Source organism: Arthrobacter zhangbolii (assembly GCF_022869865.1).
In the GTDB taxonomy this organism is placed as follows: domain Bacteria; phylum Actinomycetota; class Actinomycetes; order Actinomycetales; family Micrococcaceae; genus Arthrobacter_B; species Arthrobacter_B zhangbolii.
The window spans coordinates 1977477-1993888 of sequence record NZ_CP094984.1 but is presented as its reverse complement, the minus strand read 5'-3'; the positions used below and the strand labels follow the sequence as shown (position 1 = coordinate 1993888).

At 67.2% G+C, this 16412-nt stretch carries 12 protein-coding genes; 9 read left to right on the top strand and 3 right to left on the bottom strand.

Features of this window, described 5'->3' with window-relative positions:
* The first annotated feature begins 44 nt into the window (after nucleotides 1–44).
* The 4 genes from glpK to MUK71_RS09200 all read left to right on the top strand — a co-directional run bounded on the left by glpK (nucleotide 45) and on the right by MUK71_RS09200 (nucleotide 5081).
* Nucleotides 45–1568 carry a glycerol kinase GlpK gene (glpK, locus tag MUK71_RS09215; RefSeq protein ID WP_227901783.1) on the top strand — a complete coding sequence of 508 codons (1524 nt, stop codon included), beginning with the start codon at nucleotides 45–47 and terminating at the stop codon, nucleotides 1566–1568.
* A gap of 185 nt (nucleotides 1569–1753) precedes the next feature.
* Nucleotides 1754–3100 carry a flavin-containing monooxygenase gene (locus MUK71_RS09210; protein WP_227901784.1) on the top strand — a complete coding sequence of 449 codons (1347 nt, stop codon included), beginning with the start codon at nucleotides 1754–1756 and terminating at the stop codon, nucleotides 3098–3100.
* Nucleotides 3100–4080, top strand: coding sequence for a bile acid:sodium symporter family protein (locus tag MUK71_RS09205; RefSeq protein WP_227927764.1), 981 nt, complete (start codon nucleotides 3100–3102; stop codon nucleotides 4078–4080). The genes MUK71_RS09210 and MUK71_RS09205 overlap by 1 nt, the downstream gene beginning before the upstream one ends.
* A complete protein-coding gene (locus tag MUK71_RS09200) occupies nucleotides 4077–5081 on the top strand; it encodes an SDR family oxidoreductase (RefSeq protein WP_227927765.1) in 1005 nt (334 codons plus the stop codon). The genes MUK71_RS09205 and MUK71_RS09200 overlap by 4 nt, the downstream gene beginning before the upstream one ends.
* A gap of 92 nt (nucleotides 5082–5173) precedes the next feature.
* Here the strand turns inward: MUK71_RS09200 and MUK71_RS09195 are convergent, their stop codons facing one another.
* Nucleotides 5174–6256 carry an RNA polymerase sigma factor gene (locus MUK71_RS09195; protein WP_227927766.1) on the bottom strand — a complete coding sequence of 361 codons (1083 nt, stop codon included), beginning with the start codon at nucleotides 6254–6256 and terminating at the stop codon, nucleotides 5174–5176.
* 348 nt (nucleotides 6257–6604) lie between these two features.
* On the opposite strand from MUK71_RS09195, the gene leuS reads away from it, so the two are divergent.
* The 5 genes from leuS to holA all read left to right on the top strand — a co-directional run bounded on the left by leuS (nucleotide 6605) and on the right by holA (nucleotide 15176).
* A complete protein-coding gene (gene leuS / locus MUK71_RS09190; protein WP_423724598.1) occupies nucleotides 6605–9106 on the top strand; it encodes a leucine--tRNA ligase in 2502 nt (833 codons plus the stop codon).
* Between the two features lie 11 nt (nucleotides 9107–9117).
* Nucleotides 9118–10131 carry a DegV family protein gene (locus tag MUK71_RS09185; RefSeq protein WP_227901789.1) on the top strand — a complete coding sequence of 338 codons (1014 nt, stop codon included), beginning with the start codon at nucleotides 9118–9120 and terminating at the stop codon, nucleotides 10129–10131.
* A gap of 181 nt (nucleotides 10132–10312) precedes the next feature.
* On the top strand, nucleotides 10313–11116 hold the full coding sequence (locus MUK71_RS09180; RefSeq protein ID WP_227901790.1) for a ComEA family DNA-binding protein: 804 nt from the start codon (nucleotides 10313–10315) through the stop codon (nucleotides 11114–11116).
* A 232-nt stretch (nucleotides 11117–11348) separates the two neighbouring features.
* Nucleotides 11349–13889 carry a ComEC/Rec2 family competence protein gene (locus MUK71_RS09175; RefSeq protein WP_227927768.1) on the top strand — a complete coding sequence of 847 codons (2541 nt, stop codon included), beginning with the start codon at nucleotides 11349–11351 and terminating at the stop codon, nucleotides 13887–13889.
* A 249-nt stretch (nucleotides 13890–14138) separates the two neighbouring features.
* Nucleotides 14139–15176: a DNA polymerase III subunit delta gene (gene holA / locus MUK71_RS09170; RefSeq protein WP_423723306.1), complete on the top strand. Its 1038-nt coding sequence runs from the start codon at nucleotides 14139–14141 to the stop codon at nucleotides 15174–15176.
* A 135-nt stretch (nucleotides 15177–15311) separates the two neighbouring features.
* On the opposite strand, the gene rpsT is transcribed toward holA, so the two are convergent.
* Both rpsT and MUK71_RS09160 read right to left on the bottom strand, forming a co-directional pair.
* Nucleotides 15312–15572, bottom strand: a complete 261-nt coding sequence (gene rpsT / locus MUK71_RS09165; RefSeq protein ID WP_146361896.1) for a 30S ribosomal protein S20 — start codon at nucleotides 15570–15572, stop codon at nucleotides 15312–15314.
* Between the two features lie 175 nt (nucleotides 15573–15747).
* Nucleotides 15748–16344: a type II toxin-antitoxin system PemK/MazF family toxin gene (locus tag MUK71_RS09160; RefSeq protein ID WP_227927769.1), complete on the bottom strand. Its 597-nt coding sequence runs from the start codon at nucleotides 16342–16344 to the stop codon at nucleotides 15748–15750.
* Nucleotides 16345–16412: the final 68 nt, after the last annotated feature.

Here is a 16412-nt window from a genome sequence, read left to right as displayed (position 1 = left end):
CAGCCCGGCCATACGTCTAAACCCCCACTCAAGGAGCAGAACCAATGCCTGACAATCCCAGGTACATCATCGCCATCGACCAGGGCACCACCAGCAGCCGGGCTATCGTGTTCGACCATGACGGAAGCATTGTTTCCACCGGGCAGAAGGAACACGAGCAGATCTTCCCGCACGCCGGATGGGTGGAGCACGATCCGCAGGAAATCTGGACCAATGTGCGCGAGGTTGTCGGCACCGCGCTGTCCAAGGCAAACCTGACCCGGCACGACATCGCGGCGGTGGGCATCACCAACCAGCGCGAAACCGCCGTTGTCTGGGACCGCAAGACCGGCGAGCCGGTGTACAACGCCATTGTCTGGCAGGACACCCGGACCCAGCCGATCGTCAACGAATTGGCCAAGGACGGCGGCCTGGACCGCTTCAAGGACACCGTTGGCCTGCCGCTGGCAACGTACTTCTCCGGCACAAAGATCAAGTGGATCCTGGACAATGTCGAAGGGGCCCGGGAGCGGGCCGAGGCGGGGGACCTCATCTTCGGCAACACCGATTCCTGGATCGTCTGGAACCTGACCGGCGGACCCGACGGCGGTGTCCACATCACCGATGTGACCAACGCGTCCCGCACGCTGTTCATGAACCTGGAAACCCTGACCTGGGATGAGGACATCCTTCGGGAATTCGGCGTTCCGAAGTCCATGATGCCGGAAATCCGTTCCTCCTCCGAGGTGTACGGCCAGGTGGCCGGTTCGCAGCTGCTGCGCGAAACCCCGGTGGCCGGCATCCTGGGTGACCAGCAGGCCGCGACCTTCGGCCAGGCAGCCTTCACCAAGGGTGCTGCGAAGAACACCTACGGCACGGGCTGCTTCCTGATCTTCAACACGGGCGAGGAAATTGTCCGTTCGGAGAACGGCCTGATCACCACGGTTGCCTACCAGCTGGGTGACGCCAAGCCGGTCTACGCACTGGAAGGCTCCATTGCGGTTACCGGGTCCCTGATCCAGTGGCTGCGGGACAACCTGGGGATGATCGACAGCGCTCCGGAAATCGAAGAACTGGCCCGCAAGGTGGAGGATAACGGCGGCGTGTACATCGTCCCGGCATTCTCCGGCCTCTTTGCACCGTACTGGCGCTCCGACGCCCGCGGCGCCATCGTTGGCCTGACCCGTTACGTGAACAAGAACCACATTGCACGCGCCGCCCTGGAGGCTACCGCCTTCCAGACCCGCGAGGTTCTTGACGCCGTGAACGCTGACTCCGGTGTTCCGCTGACCGAGCTGCGCGTTGACGGCGGCATGGTGGCCAATGATGAGCTCATGCAGTTCCAGGCCGACATCCTCGGCGTGGACGTTGTCCGCCCGAAGGTCATTGAAACCACCGCGCTGGGTGCCGCCTACGCCGCCGGCCTGGCCGTCGGATTCTGGAATGACACCGAGGAACTCTCCCAGAACTGGGATGAAGGCAAGCGCTGGAGCCCGCAGATGGAAGATTCCGAGCGGCAGCGCCAGATGCGCCTGTGGAAGAAGGCCGTCACCAAGACCTTCGACTGGGTTGATGACGACGTCCAGTAACCTACGGTCCCAACCGGCGACAGAGCTCGTCGGGTAACGGCTGGCAAATGCCCCGGCGGATATCCGCCGGGGCATTTGCGTACCCGGAGTTCGTCACATTCGGCGCGTTGGTTGGCGGCCCCGGGACAGGTTCGGTAGCGTTCGGTCAGCATCAATGGTGATGCAGATCACAGAAACAGGTAGAAGTGTCTTCCGAATCCAATACAACACATACGGCGCTTCCGGTTGCCGTTATCGGCGCCGGGCCCAGCGGCCTTGCGGCCATGCGTGCACTGGCAAAACAGGGACTCGACTTTGTGGGCTTCGAACGCCACACCGAGGTCGGCGGGCTCTGGAACATCGGGAATCCGGCCAGCACGGTCTATGAGTCCGCGCATCTGATCTCCTCCAAGTCCACCACCCAGTTCAGCGAGTTCCCGATGCCGGAGGGAACCCCGGACTATCCCGGGCATAGGCACCTGAAGGCCTACTTCACGGCCTATGCCGAGCACTTCGGGTTGAGCCACCGAATCCGCTTCGGCACAGCGGTCACGTCCGCAGTCCCGTCAGGGGATGCCTGGACCGTCAGCTGGGACGGTCCCGACGGGCCCGGAAACGGCAGGTTCAGCGCGGTGATGGTCGCATCCGGAACACTGCACACCCCGTCGGTTCCGCGTTTCGCCGGACAGTTTGCCGGCGAGATCCTTCATTCCGCGGCCTACAAGCGGGCAACTGAGCTGGCCGGGAAGCGGGTACTGATAGTCGGGGCAGGCAACAGCGGCTGCGACATAGCGGTGGACGCCGTGCATCACGCAGCCGCCGTTGATATCAGTGTCCGCCGCGGTTATTACTTCGTGCCCAAGTATGTTTTCGGCCGGCCGACGGACACCCTCAACCAGGGCCGGCCACTGCCGCGCCCCCTGAAGCAGTTCCTGGACAAGCGGCTCCTGCGCATGTTCACCGGGGACCCGCAGCGGTACGGATTTCCGAAGCCGGATTACCGTATCTACGAGTCGCACCCGGTCGTGAACTCCCTGGTGCTGCACCACCTGGGACACGGCGATCTCCGGGTCCGGGCGGACATAGACCGGCTGGACGGGCACACGGTGCACTTCCGGGACGGCACATCGGGGGAGTATGACCTGATCCTGCTGTCCACGGGGTACCTGCTGGACTATCCGTTCCTGGACCCACAGCTGCTGGGCTGGACCGGACCGTCACCGTCGCTGTACCTGAACATCTTCAGCCGGCAGGCAGCCAACCTGCTGATGATCGGCATGGTGGAAGCCTCGGGCCTGGGCTGGGAAGGCCGGTACCGGCAGGCCGAGCTGGCCGCGGCCTATCTTGCGGCCCAACGCGACGATCCGGCGTCGGCGGAGCGGTTCGCCCGGCGCATCGCCGGGCCCGGCCCGGACGTCACGGGCGGGTACCGCTACCTCGGCCTCGACAGAATGAGCTACTACGTCAACAAAGACGCGTACCGGGCCGAACTGGACGCCCACCTGGAACAGCTGGCTGCGCCCGCCCCGGCACGGGACGAGGTGAATGCCTGATGTCCATTGACGACGTTGTCCTGAGTTTCACCCCGGGGTCCCTGGTGATCCTGAACGTGGTCCTTGCGGTCATCATCCTCGGCATCGCCCTGGAAGTCCGGCCGGCTGATTTCCAAACCGTGCTGCGCAGCCCCAAGGCGGTACTGGTGGGCATTGCCGCCCAGTACCTGGTGTTGCCGGCAGTAACCGTGGGGCTGGCTCTGCTCCTGAATGTGCCGGCGTCGATTGCGCTGGGCATGATCCTGGTGGCGTGCTGCCCGCCCGGCGGGATATCCAACGTTCTGACGCACCGGGCCCACGGAAACGTGGCACTCTCGGCGTCCATGACCGCGGTGTCGAACCTGGTGGCCATTGCAGTGATGCCGTTGAACGTAGCCCTGTGGGCACGGCTGAACCCTGGCACCGAATCCCTGATGCGGGAATTCTCGCTGGACCGGTGGGAGATGCTGATCCAGGTCCTGCTGATCATCGGACTTCCCTTCGCCCTGGGGATGCCGCTGGCCCGGCGTTACCCGCGCATTACCGATAAAGTGCGGCCCTGGGTCCAGCGCATCGGCCTGATCGCCCTGCTGGTTTTTATTGTTTCGGGCACGGCGAGCAACCTCGGGCCGCTGCGCGAACACCTGGGCACCATCTTCCTGGTGGTACTGCTGCACGACGCCGTGGCTTTGGCCGTGGGCTACTGGACTGCGGCAGCCGTCCGGCTGGACGAGCCCAGCCGGAGGGCCTTCGCCTTCGAAGTGGGAGCCCGGAATACCGGCCTGGGCCTCGGCCTGACCCTGACCTTTTTCGCCGGGTTGGGCGGTATGGCCATGGTTGCTGCCTGGTGGGGCATCTGGGACATCCTGGCCGGACTCCTGCTGGCCGCCTGGTGGCGGCGCAGGGACGCCCGGGCAGGCAGGGCAGCGGCCCAACCGCCGGATGCTGAACCGCCGGCTGCTGAACCGCCGGCCGCGGCAACAAACGGAGCAGACCGGTGACCCGCGTCTGCGTCACGGGCGGCAACGGGTTCCTGGGCAGTGCCGTGGTGGCACGGTTGGCCGAACACCCCGATATCACCCATGTGCTGAGCCTCGACATCCGGGAACCGGCTCCGGAGCGACGGCTCGACGGCGTCGCCTACGCCCTCGCAGACGTGTGCTCACCGGAGGTCGCGCGGCTACTGGCAGAGCACCGGATAGACACGGTGGTGCACCTGGCGGCAATCGTAAACCCCGGGAAAAGCACCACCCGGGAACAGGAATACCGGGTGGACGTGGACGGGTCACGCAACGTCCTGGCGGCCTGCATTGCCGCCGGCGTCAAACACGTGATCATTTCCTCCTCCGGGGCCGCCTACGGCTACCACCCGGATAACTCCCCGTGGCTGACCGAAGCCGACCCGATCCGCGGCAACGACGAATTCGCCTATTCACAGCACAAACGCCTGGTGGAGGAGGAGCTGGCCCGGGTCCGCGCTGAGCATCCGGAACTGAAGCAGACAGTTTTCCGGATCGGCACCATCCTGGGGGAACGGGTCCGCAACCAGATCACCGCCCTGCTGGACGCCCCGCGGCTGCTGAGGGTGGCGGGCAGCGAGTCACCCTTCGTTTTTGTCTGGGACGAAGACGTTGCCGGGGTGATGGTGCAGGCTGCCGTCACCGGCCGCAGCGGCATCTACAACGTGGCCGGCGACGGCGCACTGACCGTCCGGGAGATCGCCGCGCTCCAGCGGCGGGGCACCATCACGGTCCCGGCTCCTGTGCTGGCCGCAGCGCTCTGGCTCGGCAGCAGGCTCTGGCTGACGGTGCACGGTCCGGAACGGGTGCGGTTCCTGCGCTATCGGCCGGTGCTGGACAACAGGGCACTTAAAGAGGAGTTCGGCTACACCCCCGGCCGCACGAGCAGGGAAGCGTTCCTGGCCTTTCGGGCGGCGCGCGAGGCACAGGAAGCCGGGGAAGCGCAGGGAGCCCGCAGACGCCGGGACGCGGCTGCACGCTAGGGCCGGGTGCACTTGGATGACGGACGGGCCTGCGGCGCCGGGAAATTCCCCGGCGCCGCAGCGCTGCCGGTCAGGAGCCGCAGCACCGCCGGTCAGAAGTAGGACACTCCGTTGGTTTTGAAAGGCAGTCCCAGGCCGCCGGCCACTTCCGCCAGCAGTTCCGGGCAGAAGTAATAGACCTTGGTTTCGGCAATCAGCGGCACGCCGTCGGCTGCGCGCATCCGGACGACGTCGGCCACCACGTCCGCAGCGTGCGGACTGTCCTTGGGCCGCTCCCACAGCAGGATAACTTCCTCGCCGTCGAACGCATGCACGGTGGCCCGGTAGATCTCGGGCGCATCCGGACCGAACGTGTGGTCCAGCGAACCGGTACGGATTTCCTCGTGTCCGGTTTCGCTGACGTTGCCCACCACCTCGGTCCGGCCGTTTGCAAGGAACAGGCTGACCATGGACTCAATGTCGTAGGAATTGAACGCATCCGCCAGCCGGCGCAGCAAGTCGGCGTGCCCGGCAGGAGCGCCTGCCGCGGAACTGCCCGCTGGAGTGCCCGCGGAACTGCGGGCCGAACCGTCGGCCGGACTATCGGCACGGGAGGACGGCTCCTGCGCGGCAGCCAGCGTACTCCGGCCGCGGTGGAGGGCCGATTTCACCGCACCGGCACTGGTCTCAAGCACGTCAGCGGTTTCGGCCAGGGAATAGCCGAAGACGTCCTTGAGGACCACGCAGACGCGCTCCCTCGGGGGCAGAAGAAGCACCAGGCGCCGCAGGGCGGCTTCCACGGCCACGGCTGTAAGGGGATCGGCGGCGCCGTGGTCGGGCCGGTCCATCTCCGGTGTGCTGAAATCCGCCGTCGTGCTCCGGTTGCTGCGCCGGACGGTGTCCAGCCAGGTGCTGGTGGCAATGCGGATCAGCCAGGCCTGAGGGTTCCGGATGGGTTCGTGCCGCTGGGATGCCTCGGCCAGTGCCTTGGCCAGGGTGTCCTGGAGCAGATCCTCCGCGTCCCACACGTTTCCGGCCAGGCTTCGGCAGTAACGGTAAACGGAAGGACGAACCGGCTCCAATGCGAGCAGGAAATCGCGCCGGACCTGCCGCAGCCGATGCGGAATCCCGCCCAGTCCCGCACTGTTGCTTTCCATGCCCGCCAATGACACAGCAGGGGTTGTCTCCACTGACATTTCTCCGCTCCTTTTCCCGGGCCGCCCCCGGCGGTCCTGAACCAACAATGGCATTGCGCCAGAGTCTTTAACCGGTAGACGCACGGAGCCGGCAAAAAGATACGCTGCCGGTCGGAATTTCCCGCTGCGGCTCACCCCGTCATCCTGCTTCCGGAGCGCACGCTCTGTTGTAAAGTGGAGAAATGAGCGCAGTACTCCTCCTTAGCTAGCCGCGCACCGTCCGTGCGCGGCCGCCCCTTGCTTGTCGAGGGGCTTTTGTGTGTCTGGGGAGGACCCGGTTTTCCGGGACGGGGAACACGGGCCCGGAATGCGCGGATCAACATTTTTCTTTCAGGACAGAGGCGAAGCATAGTGAGCACGCAGTCACAGACTGATCAGCAGGAAGAGGCCGTCTACAGTTTCGCGGCCATCGAGCAGAAATGGCCTCAGGTCTGGGAGGACCTTGGCGTATTCACCCCTGCCGACGACGGCTCGCGCGAGCGCCGCTACGTCCTGGACATGTTCCCTTACCCGTCGGGTGACCTGCACATGGGCCATGCCGAAGCGTTCGCCATGGGCGACGTCGTCGCCCGTTACTGGCGCCAGCTCGGTTACGACGTGCTCCACCCGATCGGCTGGGATTCCTTCGGCCTGCCGGCTGAGAATGCCGCGATCAAGAACAACGCGCACCCCAGCGACTGGACCTATCGCAACATTGAAACCCAGGCTGAATCCTTCAAGCGCTACGCCATCAGTGTTGACTGGTCCCGCCGCATCCACACCTCGGACCCGGAGTACTACCGCTGGACCCAGTGGCTGTTCACGCGCTTCTACGAGCGTGGTCTGGCCTACCGGAAGAACTCCCCGGTCAACTGGTGCCCCAAGGACCAGACCGTGCTGGCCAACGAACAGGTAGTCAACGGCGCCTGTGAACGCTGCGGCACCCAGGTCACCAAGAAGTCCCTGAACCAGTGGTACTTCAAGATCACCGATTACGCGGACCGCCTGCTCGATGACATGGAGCAGCTCAAGGGCCACTGGCCCGAGCGCGTGCTGGCTATGCAGAAGAACTGGATCGGCCGCTCCGAAGGTGCCCACGTCCGCTTCGTCATCGAAGCCGCCGGCGGCAAGGGCGAAGAGCAGGTCACCGTCTTCACCACCCGCCCGGACACCCTGGCCGGTGCCACGTTCTTTGTCGTGGCGGCAGACGCACCGCTGGCGATGGACCTGGTCACCGATGAGAACCGCGATGCGCTGACGGCGTACCGGGAACAGGTCAAGGCCCTCTCGGACATCGAGCGCCAGTCCACCGAACGCACCAAGACCGGCGTTTTTACCGGCCGCTACGCAGTGAACCCGCTTAACGGCGAAAAGCTGCCCGTCTGGGCCGCCGACTATGTGCTGGCCGACTACGGCACGGGCGCCATCATGGCGGTCCCGGCGCACGACCAGCGTGACCTGGACTTCGCCAGGACCTTCGACCTGCCCGTGAAGGCGGTCCTGGACACCGGCGAAGAGGATCCCGCCGTCAGCGGCGTGGCCACCACCGGCGAAGGCACCCTGATCAACTCCGGCACCCTCGACGGACTGCCGAAGTCCGAAGCGATCCCGGCCGCCATCACCATGCTCGAAGAGCAGGGCACGGGGGAGAAGTTCGTGAACTTCCGCCTGCGGGACTGGCTGCTCTCCCGCCAGCGCTTCTGGGGCACGCCCATCCCGATCATCCACTGCGAAAAGTGCGGCGAGGTTCCGGTTCCGGATGACCAGCTGCCCGTCACCCTGCCCACCGGGCTGAAGGGCGAGGCCCTGGCGCCGAAGGGCACCTCACCCCTGGCCTCGGCCGAGGAATGGGTCAACGTCTCCTGCCCGAAGTGTGCCGGCCCCGCCAAGCGCGACACCGACACCATGGACACCTTCGTGGACTCGTCCTGGTACTTCATGCGCTTTGTCTCCCCGCACTTCACCGAGGGCCCGTTCGATCCCGAGGCTGCGAAGAACTGGATGCCCGTTGGCCAGTACGTGGGCGGCGTCGAGCACGCCATCCTGCACCTGCTCTACGCGCGGTTCTTCACCAAGGTGGTCCATGACATGGGCCTGCTGCCGGCAAGTGAGCCCTTCAGCTCGCTGCTGAACCAGGGCCAGGTGCTCAACGGGGGCAAGGCCATGTCCAAGTCCCTGGGCAATGGCGTGGACCTGGGCCAGCAGCTGGATAAGTACGGCGTCGACGCCGTGCGCCTGACCATGATCTTCGCGTCCCCGCCGGAGGACGACGTCGACTGGGCGGACGTCTCGCCGTCGGGCTCTGCGAAGTTCCTGGCCCGCGCCTGGCGCCTCGGCCAGGACGTCAGCAGCGAACCCGGCATCGCCTTCACGGGCGGGGACAAAAAACTCCGTGCCATGACCCACCGGACCGTCGCGGACGCCACCGAACTGCTGGAGAACAACAAGTTCAACGTGGTGGTGGCCAAGCTGATGGAGCTGGTCAACGCCACCCGCAAGGCCATCGATTCCGGCGTGGGCGGTGCCGACCCGGCAGTACGCGAAGCGGCCGAGGCGGTTGCGGTGATCCTGAGCCTCTTCGCCCCGTACACGGCCGAGGATCTGTGGAACCTGCTGGGCCGCGACGCCTCCGTGGTGAACGCCGGATGGCCGACTGTGGATGAAACCCTGCTGGTGCAGGACACGGTCACCGCCGTGGTCCAGGTCCAGGGGAAGGTCCGTGACCGGCTCGAGGTGGCCGCGGACATTTCCGAGGATGACCTGCGTGAGGCCGCGCTGGCCTCCGAGGCCGTGCAGCGCACCCTGGACGGCCGCGGCATCCGCACCGTGATTGTCCGGGCGCCCAAGCTCGTGAACATCGTTCCGGCCTAGGCACCGGAACCATGGACTGGCTGGAACGGCTCGCACTGCGGGCCAGGGGGCGGCAGCGGGCAACTGCCGCCGCCCCCGGGCCGGTCGTGGGCATAGTCACCGACTCGGCAGCCGCCCTGCCCGCGGGGTGGGCCGAAGCGGCGAAGGTGTCGGAGTTCGTGCGGGTTGTTCCGATGCCGGTGATGATCGGCGACCAGATCTACGGGGAAGGCTCCGAAGACCTGATCCCGGCACTGGCCATGGCCCTGGCCCAGGGGCACCCGGTACGCACCTCCCGTCCGGCGCCGGGCCGGTTTGAGGCTGCGTATGCCGAGCTGGCAGCCGCCGGCTGCACCTCGGTGGTTTCCGTGCACCTGTCCGGGCAGCTCTCCGGCACCGTGGACTCCGCCAGGCTGGCCGCCCGCTCCGCATCCGTTCCGGTGGAAGTGATCGACAGCACGACGGCGGCCATGGGACTGGGTTTTGCCGTGGCCGCGGCTGCCGAGAGTGCCCGGAGCAGCAACTCGGCAGAGACCGTCTCCGCGTGCGCACGCGCCGTGGCCGCGGACTCAAACATACTTTTCTACGTGCCCAGCCTGGACCAGCTGCGCCGCGGAGGGCGCATCGGGGCTGCCGCCGGCTGGCTGGGTACCCTGCTGGCCGTCAAACCGATCCTGGTGATCCGTGACGGGCGGGTGGTCCCGCTGGAACGTGTCCGCACCGCCCCGAAAGCGCTGGCCCGGCTGGCCGAACTGGTGCAGGAGGATATTGCCGGCCGGACCGGAAAGGTCCGTGCCGCGGTGCACCACTTCGGCAATGCGGCCGAGGCGGAGCGGCTTGCCGGCATCATCGGTGCCGCGGCCCCGGAGGTGGAAATCCTTATCTGTCCGCTCCCGGCAGTTCTGGCGGCCCATGCCGGGCTGGGCGTTTTGGCGGTGGCGGTGGCCGGCGACGGGGCTGCCGGGTCCGGGACCCGCACACAGGAGGGGCCCGCAAACCCCGGTGAGCTGGGATCCGGCGGGGTTGCCCCTGCAGACAAGGCCTAGGGAAGCACGCCCGGGATTCCCGGGTGTTGTCCTCGGCGGCGTCTTCCTTCAGCATGTTCTTGTCCTCCACACTATGTTCTTGTCCTCCACACCGCGGCTGCCGGCAGCGTTCCGGCGGTCCCGCTCCACTCGCTGCCAATCGGTGCGCAGGGAGGGGCAGGCCTGCAGCTAGGTTCGGCGGATGGCACAGCATCGTTGGGACACTGCGGGCACCGCGGACACCGGGCAGGATGAGTCCCCGGATCCTCCCGGGTTTCGGCGCCGGTGGGCGCTTTCGCTGCCGGCGGCAGTGCTGGCAGTGTGTCTGCTGCTGGGATGCGCAGCGGCAGCTGTGCTGCTCCGCGACACAGGCCCTGCGCCCATCGCCAGCGTTGAGCTGTCCGCGCCCGCCTCCACTGCCCCGGCAGATGCCGAAGGAGCTGCCGGTACCGGCACAGCGGGGAGCACCCGGCCGGCTTCCCCGGTTCCTTCACCTGAGGCGGCGGAAGCGGATCCGGGTCCCGCCACGGTGGTAGTCCACATCGCCGGTGCCGTGCAGCGTCCAGGTATTGTGCGTCTGCCGCCCGGCAGCCGGATAGTCGATGCCGTTGATGCCGCCGGCGGAACGGCCGCCGACGCGGACCTCACCGCCGTGAACCTTGCCGCCCCGGCGCAGGACGGGGCGATGGTATTGGTTCCCCGGATCGGTGAAGAGGCACCTCCACCCGCCGGGGCCAACGGGGACACCGGCGGGGGAACTGGAGGCGGCGCGGCCGCCGGCGGTTCACCGACAGGGCCCGATGCCGGTTCGGCTGCCAAGGTCAACCTGAACACCGCCGACGCTGCCGAGCTGGAGACGCTTCCGCGGGTGGGGCCGGTCCTCGCGGAGCGGATCATTGCGTGGCGTACCGAGCACGGAAGCTTCAGCCGGCCCGAGGACCTGGACGCAGTGCCGGGCATCGGTGAAGCCATGATGGCCGCGCTCCTGCCGCTCGTGACGGTATAGCTGCTCCGGTATGAGTCAGCAGGGGGACTGGGCCCGGTATGTGTCTTCGGCCCGGGGCTCCATGCCCGGTGCAGCCGAACCCGGTGCAAGCGAACCTGGTGCAGCCGAACCGTGTTCAGCCGAGCCGGGAGCGGAGAAGCCGTTACCGGTGCCTGCTGCACGACGGCAGATCCGGCGGGAGGCAACCCGGCGGTCCAGGTTAGGGGCAGCGGAGCCGGTACCGCTGCGTGAAATGCGGCTGCTCCCGACGGCCGCGGCGGCGTGGGCTGCCGCTTTCCTCGCGGTCCGGCTGCCACCCTCGTCCGGATGGCTGACAGCAGGCATCGTGGCTGCGGTGAGTGTCGGTTTCCTGCTGCTAACGGGGGTCCTGGCGCGCCGCCGCCCTGCCGCACTGTCCGATCGCGCCGAGCGGTCCAGCCGCGCCGAGCTGTCCAATCGCGCCGCACTGTCCGATTCCCCTGCCCGGTTCAATCCCGCTGCCCTGTTCAGGGGGACGGCAGTGCCCCTGGCGGCCGTGGCACTGGTCTGTGCCGGGGCGGCCGGTGCGTTGGCGGAGCGCAGCAACGGTCCGATGGCCGGGGTGATTGCCGCGGAGAGATCAGTAAGCGGAGAGTTCCGTGCCGTCTCCGATGCCCGGGCGGCCACACCGGACCGCTTCACCGGCAGGCCCCGCTATCTGGTGGACGCCGTCGCCGACAGCGCTACGGCGGACGGGAAGCGCTTTGGCAGTGCCGCACCCATTCTGGTGGTCGGTGGAGATGACTATGCAGGCATCCGGTGGGGTGACGGGTTTAGCAGTGCCGGGGCATTGAGCAAACTTCCGCCCGGCGACCGGAACCTGGCGCTCCTTCGTGCAGCAGCGGCCCCGGACATCCGCCCCGCCGGAGGCTGGTACGGTGCTACCGCGCAGCTGCGGGCCGACTTTGTGCAGGCCTCTGCGGACCGCGGCGTATCCGTGGACGGGCTTTTAGCCGGAATGGTGCTCGGCGACCGCAGCACGTTGGACCCGGACCTTGGCCAGGCGATGAAAACCACCGGATTGACCCACCTGACGGCAGTCTCCGGCGCCAACTGCTCGTATCTCCTGGCCTTCATCTTCCTCACCGCCCGCGCGGCCCGCGTGCCCCGAGCAGCGGCAGTGCTCCTGGCACTGGCCGGACTGGCGGCGTTTGTCCTGCTCGTCCGGCCCGATCCCAGCGTGTTGCGGGCAGCGGTCATGGGCGGCCTGGGCACGCTGGCAGTTCTCTCCGGACGCGGCCGCCTGCCCGTGGCACTGTTGCTCCTGTCCATCACCGTCCTGCTGGCCATCGATCCGTGGTTGTGTACCAGCTACGCGTTCATCCTCTCGGTCTGCGCCACGCTGGGCCTGGTGGTTCTCGGGCCGCACCTGGTGCTGGTGTTGTCCCGCAGACTTCCGCTCTGGTTCGCGGCATCGCTGGCCGTACCGATCGCCGCGCAGCTGTTCTGCGCCCCGGTACTGGTTCTTCTGCAGCCGCAGCTGCCGGTATATTCGGTGCCCGCCAATTTAGTGGCCGCCCCTGTTGTCCCGGTGGTGACCATTGTCGGCATGCTGGCCGTCGCCGTAGTGGGCCTGGCCCCGCCGCTGGCCGCGGCGCCGCTGGTCGCTTCGGCCGCAGGGGCCTGGTGGGTGGCCGGCACCGCCCGCACCTTCGAATCCGCGCCCGGCGCGCTGCAGCCCTGGCCCGCCGGCGGACCGGGGTTCGTGCTGATGGCAGCGGCGGCGGCCGGAGGGACCGCTCTGGTCCTGTACCTGTCCCGCGGCAGAAGCAGGCATCGGGACCGTCCGCCCCGGCGCCGGGGCCATGGTTGGAAGGCGGGACGGTGGAGCGTCGTTCCCTGGCAGGCCAGGCCCGGCAAGGTTGGCCGCTGGACGGTAGCCGGCGCCGTCGTCGTACTGATCCTGCCGGCGGGAACGGTGCTGGCACTCAGAAGCGTGGGGGAGGGGCTGCCGGGTCAGGCAGATGAGTGGGTTCTTGCTGCCTGCGACGTAGGGCAGGGAGACGGGCTGGCCGTCCGTACCGGGCCGGGCAGCGCCGTCGTGGTGGATACCGGCGGGGAACCGGCTGCCATGGAGACCTGTTTGGACAGGCTGGGTGTGCAGAACGTCGACCTGCTGGTGCTCACGCATGCACACCTGGACCACTACGGCGGAGCCGCCGGTGTTATCTCCGGGCGGACCGTACGGGAGGTGGGCTATTCCACGGCGGGAGCCGGGCTGCCCCGGGACCTCGAAGACGCCCTCGCCGGATCAACGGCGCCACGTACGCAGCTGACGGCGGGAATGACGGGCAGTGCAGGGGATGTGAGCTGGGAAGTTCTCTGGCCGCCGGAAACGGCCGGGAGCACGTCGGGGTCCGCTGCGGGGGAGGACGATGAGAACAATGCCAGCGCCGTCCTGCTGCTGAGTGTCGGCACGGCGGACCGGACGCCCTTGACAATCCTGCTCACCGGTGATGCGGAGACAGACGCCGCGACAGCGGTGCTGGCATCCCATCCTGGACTGCGGTCCGGGGTGGATGTCCTCAAGGTGCCCCATCACGGTGCCCGCAACGGCGGCGACGCCTGGCTGCGTGCAACCCGTCCCTCTCTGGCGGTCATATCGGTCGGTGCGGACAATGACTATGGACATCCCGCTCCGCAGATTATTGAAGGGCTGGAACGCTCCGGTACGGCGGTGGCGCGCACCGATGTCCTTGGCACCATAGTGGTGGCCCGGGAGGAGGACGCCCTGCGGATCAGCGGGTTGCGGTGAATAATTGACCTGGCCGAGGAACCGGCAAAGATCCGGGACGGGTCAACCGGCAAAAACGGAGGAGTCCCGGAGTCTGCCCTTCGGAGGGAACCGGCCGGAAGCAAACACGGGCAGGTGCAAAATTGGCGGGGCCGGGCCGGCATGGCAATCTTGGAGTAGGCCGGTCCGCGCTGCGGATACGCGCCGCCCCGCTCAACCCGCTTCGGCCCGCCGCCTCGGCCCGCCCGCACCATCCCAGGAGATCCAGCTGTGAATCCGGCCGTTCCATCCAAGCGCAGCTCCGGCGGCAAAACCTCCGGCAGCAAGACATCCGCGACGGCCTCCTGGCGCGATGTGGAACCCGCTCCCGTTGTGCTGCTGGCCGGCCCGGAGGACTATCTGGCCTCCCGGGCACGGGACCGGATCCGCACCCTGCTGCGGGAAAAACAGCCTGACACCGAACTGGTGCAATTTGACGCCGCGACCTATGCGTCCGGGGAACTCACCCTCCAGTCCAGTCCCTCACTGTTCGGCGAAGCCAAACTCATCGAGGCGGTCAACCTGGCCTCCATGAACGAGGATTTCCTCACCGAAACCCTCGCCTACCTGAAGGATCCGTCACCGGATGCAGTCCTGGTGCTGCATCACAGCGGCGGCAACCGCGGCAAGAAGCTGCTGGACGCCGTCAAGGCAGCCGGTGCCCCCGTGGTGGAATGCCAGCCGTTCAAGAAGGACGCCGAAAAACTCGACTTCGTGACCTCCGAATTCCGTACCGCCCGGCGCCGCATCGACCCTGCTGCCGCCCGGGCACTGGTCAACGCCGTCGGCTCCAAACTATCCGAACTCGCGGCCGCCTGCCAGCAGCTGATCAGCGACTCCACCGGCGAGGTCAGCGAGGAACTCGTGGAACGCTACTACGGCGGCCGCGTGGAGGCGACGGCGTTCAAGGTCGCCGATGCCGCCCTTGCCGGCCGGGCAGCGCAGGCACTGTCCATGCTGCGGCATGCCCTGGATACTGGAGTGGACCCGGTCCCGCTGGTCGGTGCCCTGGCCATGAAGGTACGGGCCGTAGCGCGGGTAGCCAATTTGCGCGGCTCCTCAGCCTCCATGGCCAAAGAGCTCGGCATGGCGCCCTGGCAGGTGGACCAGGCCCGGCGGGATGCCCAGCGGTGGACCTCGGAATCCCTCATCGAAGCCGTACAGGCCCTCGCCGAAGCCGACGCCCAGGTCAAGGGCGCCGGCCGCGATCCGGTGTACGCCGTGGAACGTGCCGTGACCGTCATTGCCCTGGCGGCCTCCGGGCGATAGCCGCGCCGCAGCGTCCTCTGGATGAAAGCAGACCCTGTGGCTAAAAGCTGACGGTCCCGGAGCAGAGACGGTGTTAAACCAAAAACGGCCGGCCCCCGAAGGGACCGGCCGTAGATGTAAGTCTGTACTGGCTGCTTAGAGCGCGCTGACCTTCTTGGAGATGGCCGACTTGCGGTTGGCAGCGTTGTTCTTGTGGATAACGCCCTTGCTGACGGCCTTGTCCAGCTTGCGGCTGGCGGTCTTCAGCGCTTCGGCTGCTGCGTCCTTGTCGCTGGCCTTGACTGCGGCATCAACCTTGCTGATGACGGTCTTCAGCTCGGACTTCACCGAGTTGTTACGCTGACGCGCCTTCTCGTTGGTGAGGATGCGCTTCTTCTGGGACTTAATATTGGCCACTTATAAACTCTCTTTGTATTGCGGACTTGGTCGGTGAGGGAATTTCAGCCCAGGCATTGACTGAGTGGCGTGGGGATACCGTTTGTGGCGCCTGTGCTGAAGTGCCCGTCGACCTGCGCGGACACACAGCAATAAATGTTAGCAGAGATTGGGCACGTGTACGCCAACGCAGCCCTCAGCGTGCCGGGCGCTGCTGAGCCAGCGCGGCGGCCACCCGCCGAAACACGGACTCGTCCATGACGGCGCCTTCCCGGCGGACGTCCTCCGGTGCCAGTTGCAGCACGCGGTCCAGCTTGACCTCGCTCGGGCGGCCCTTGCTGTCCCAAGGCCCGGTGCCGACATCAAGGTACCGCGGATCGGCGCTCCGGGAATTGTTCCGGTCCCGGCTGGTCATCATCAGCCCCAGCAGCAATCCCCGGTTCCGGCCGATCAGCAGGACCGGGCGGTCCTTGCCCTGCGACGGGTCATCCTCGAAGGGAACCCAGGCCCACACAACCTCGCCCGGGTCAGGGTCGCCGTCGGGCTGCGGGGCGTAGACCGGGCTCAGCGGCCCCTGGTAGTTGCGGGCAGCGCTGTTCTTCCCGGCACGTCCGGCGCCGGGTCTCAGGCCGGGGGAGGGGGACGGTGTCCGCGGCGACGGTGTCCGGGCGCCGGTGCCGGCACGGGGGCCCGAACGCGTGCCCTGCGGCTGGGCGCCCGTGGCGGAAACCTGGCGGAGCAGGCGTGCCGCCGAACGGGCCAGGGAGACAAAAGAGCGGGCGTTGAATGGCATGGCACTACGTTATTCCCCCCGGCGCAGCAAATGGCCCGGCACCAGAGTTCCTGCCCGGACGGGCAAAC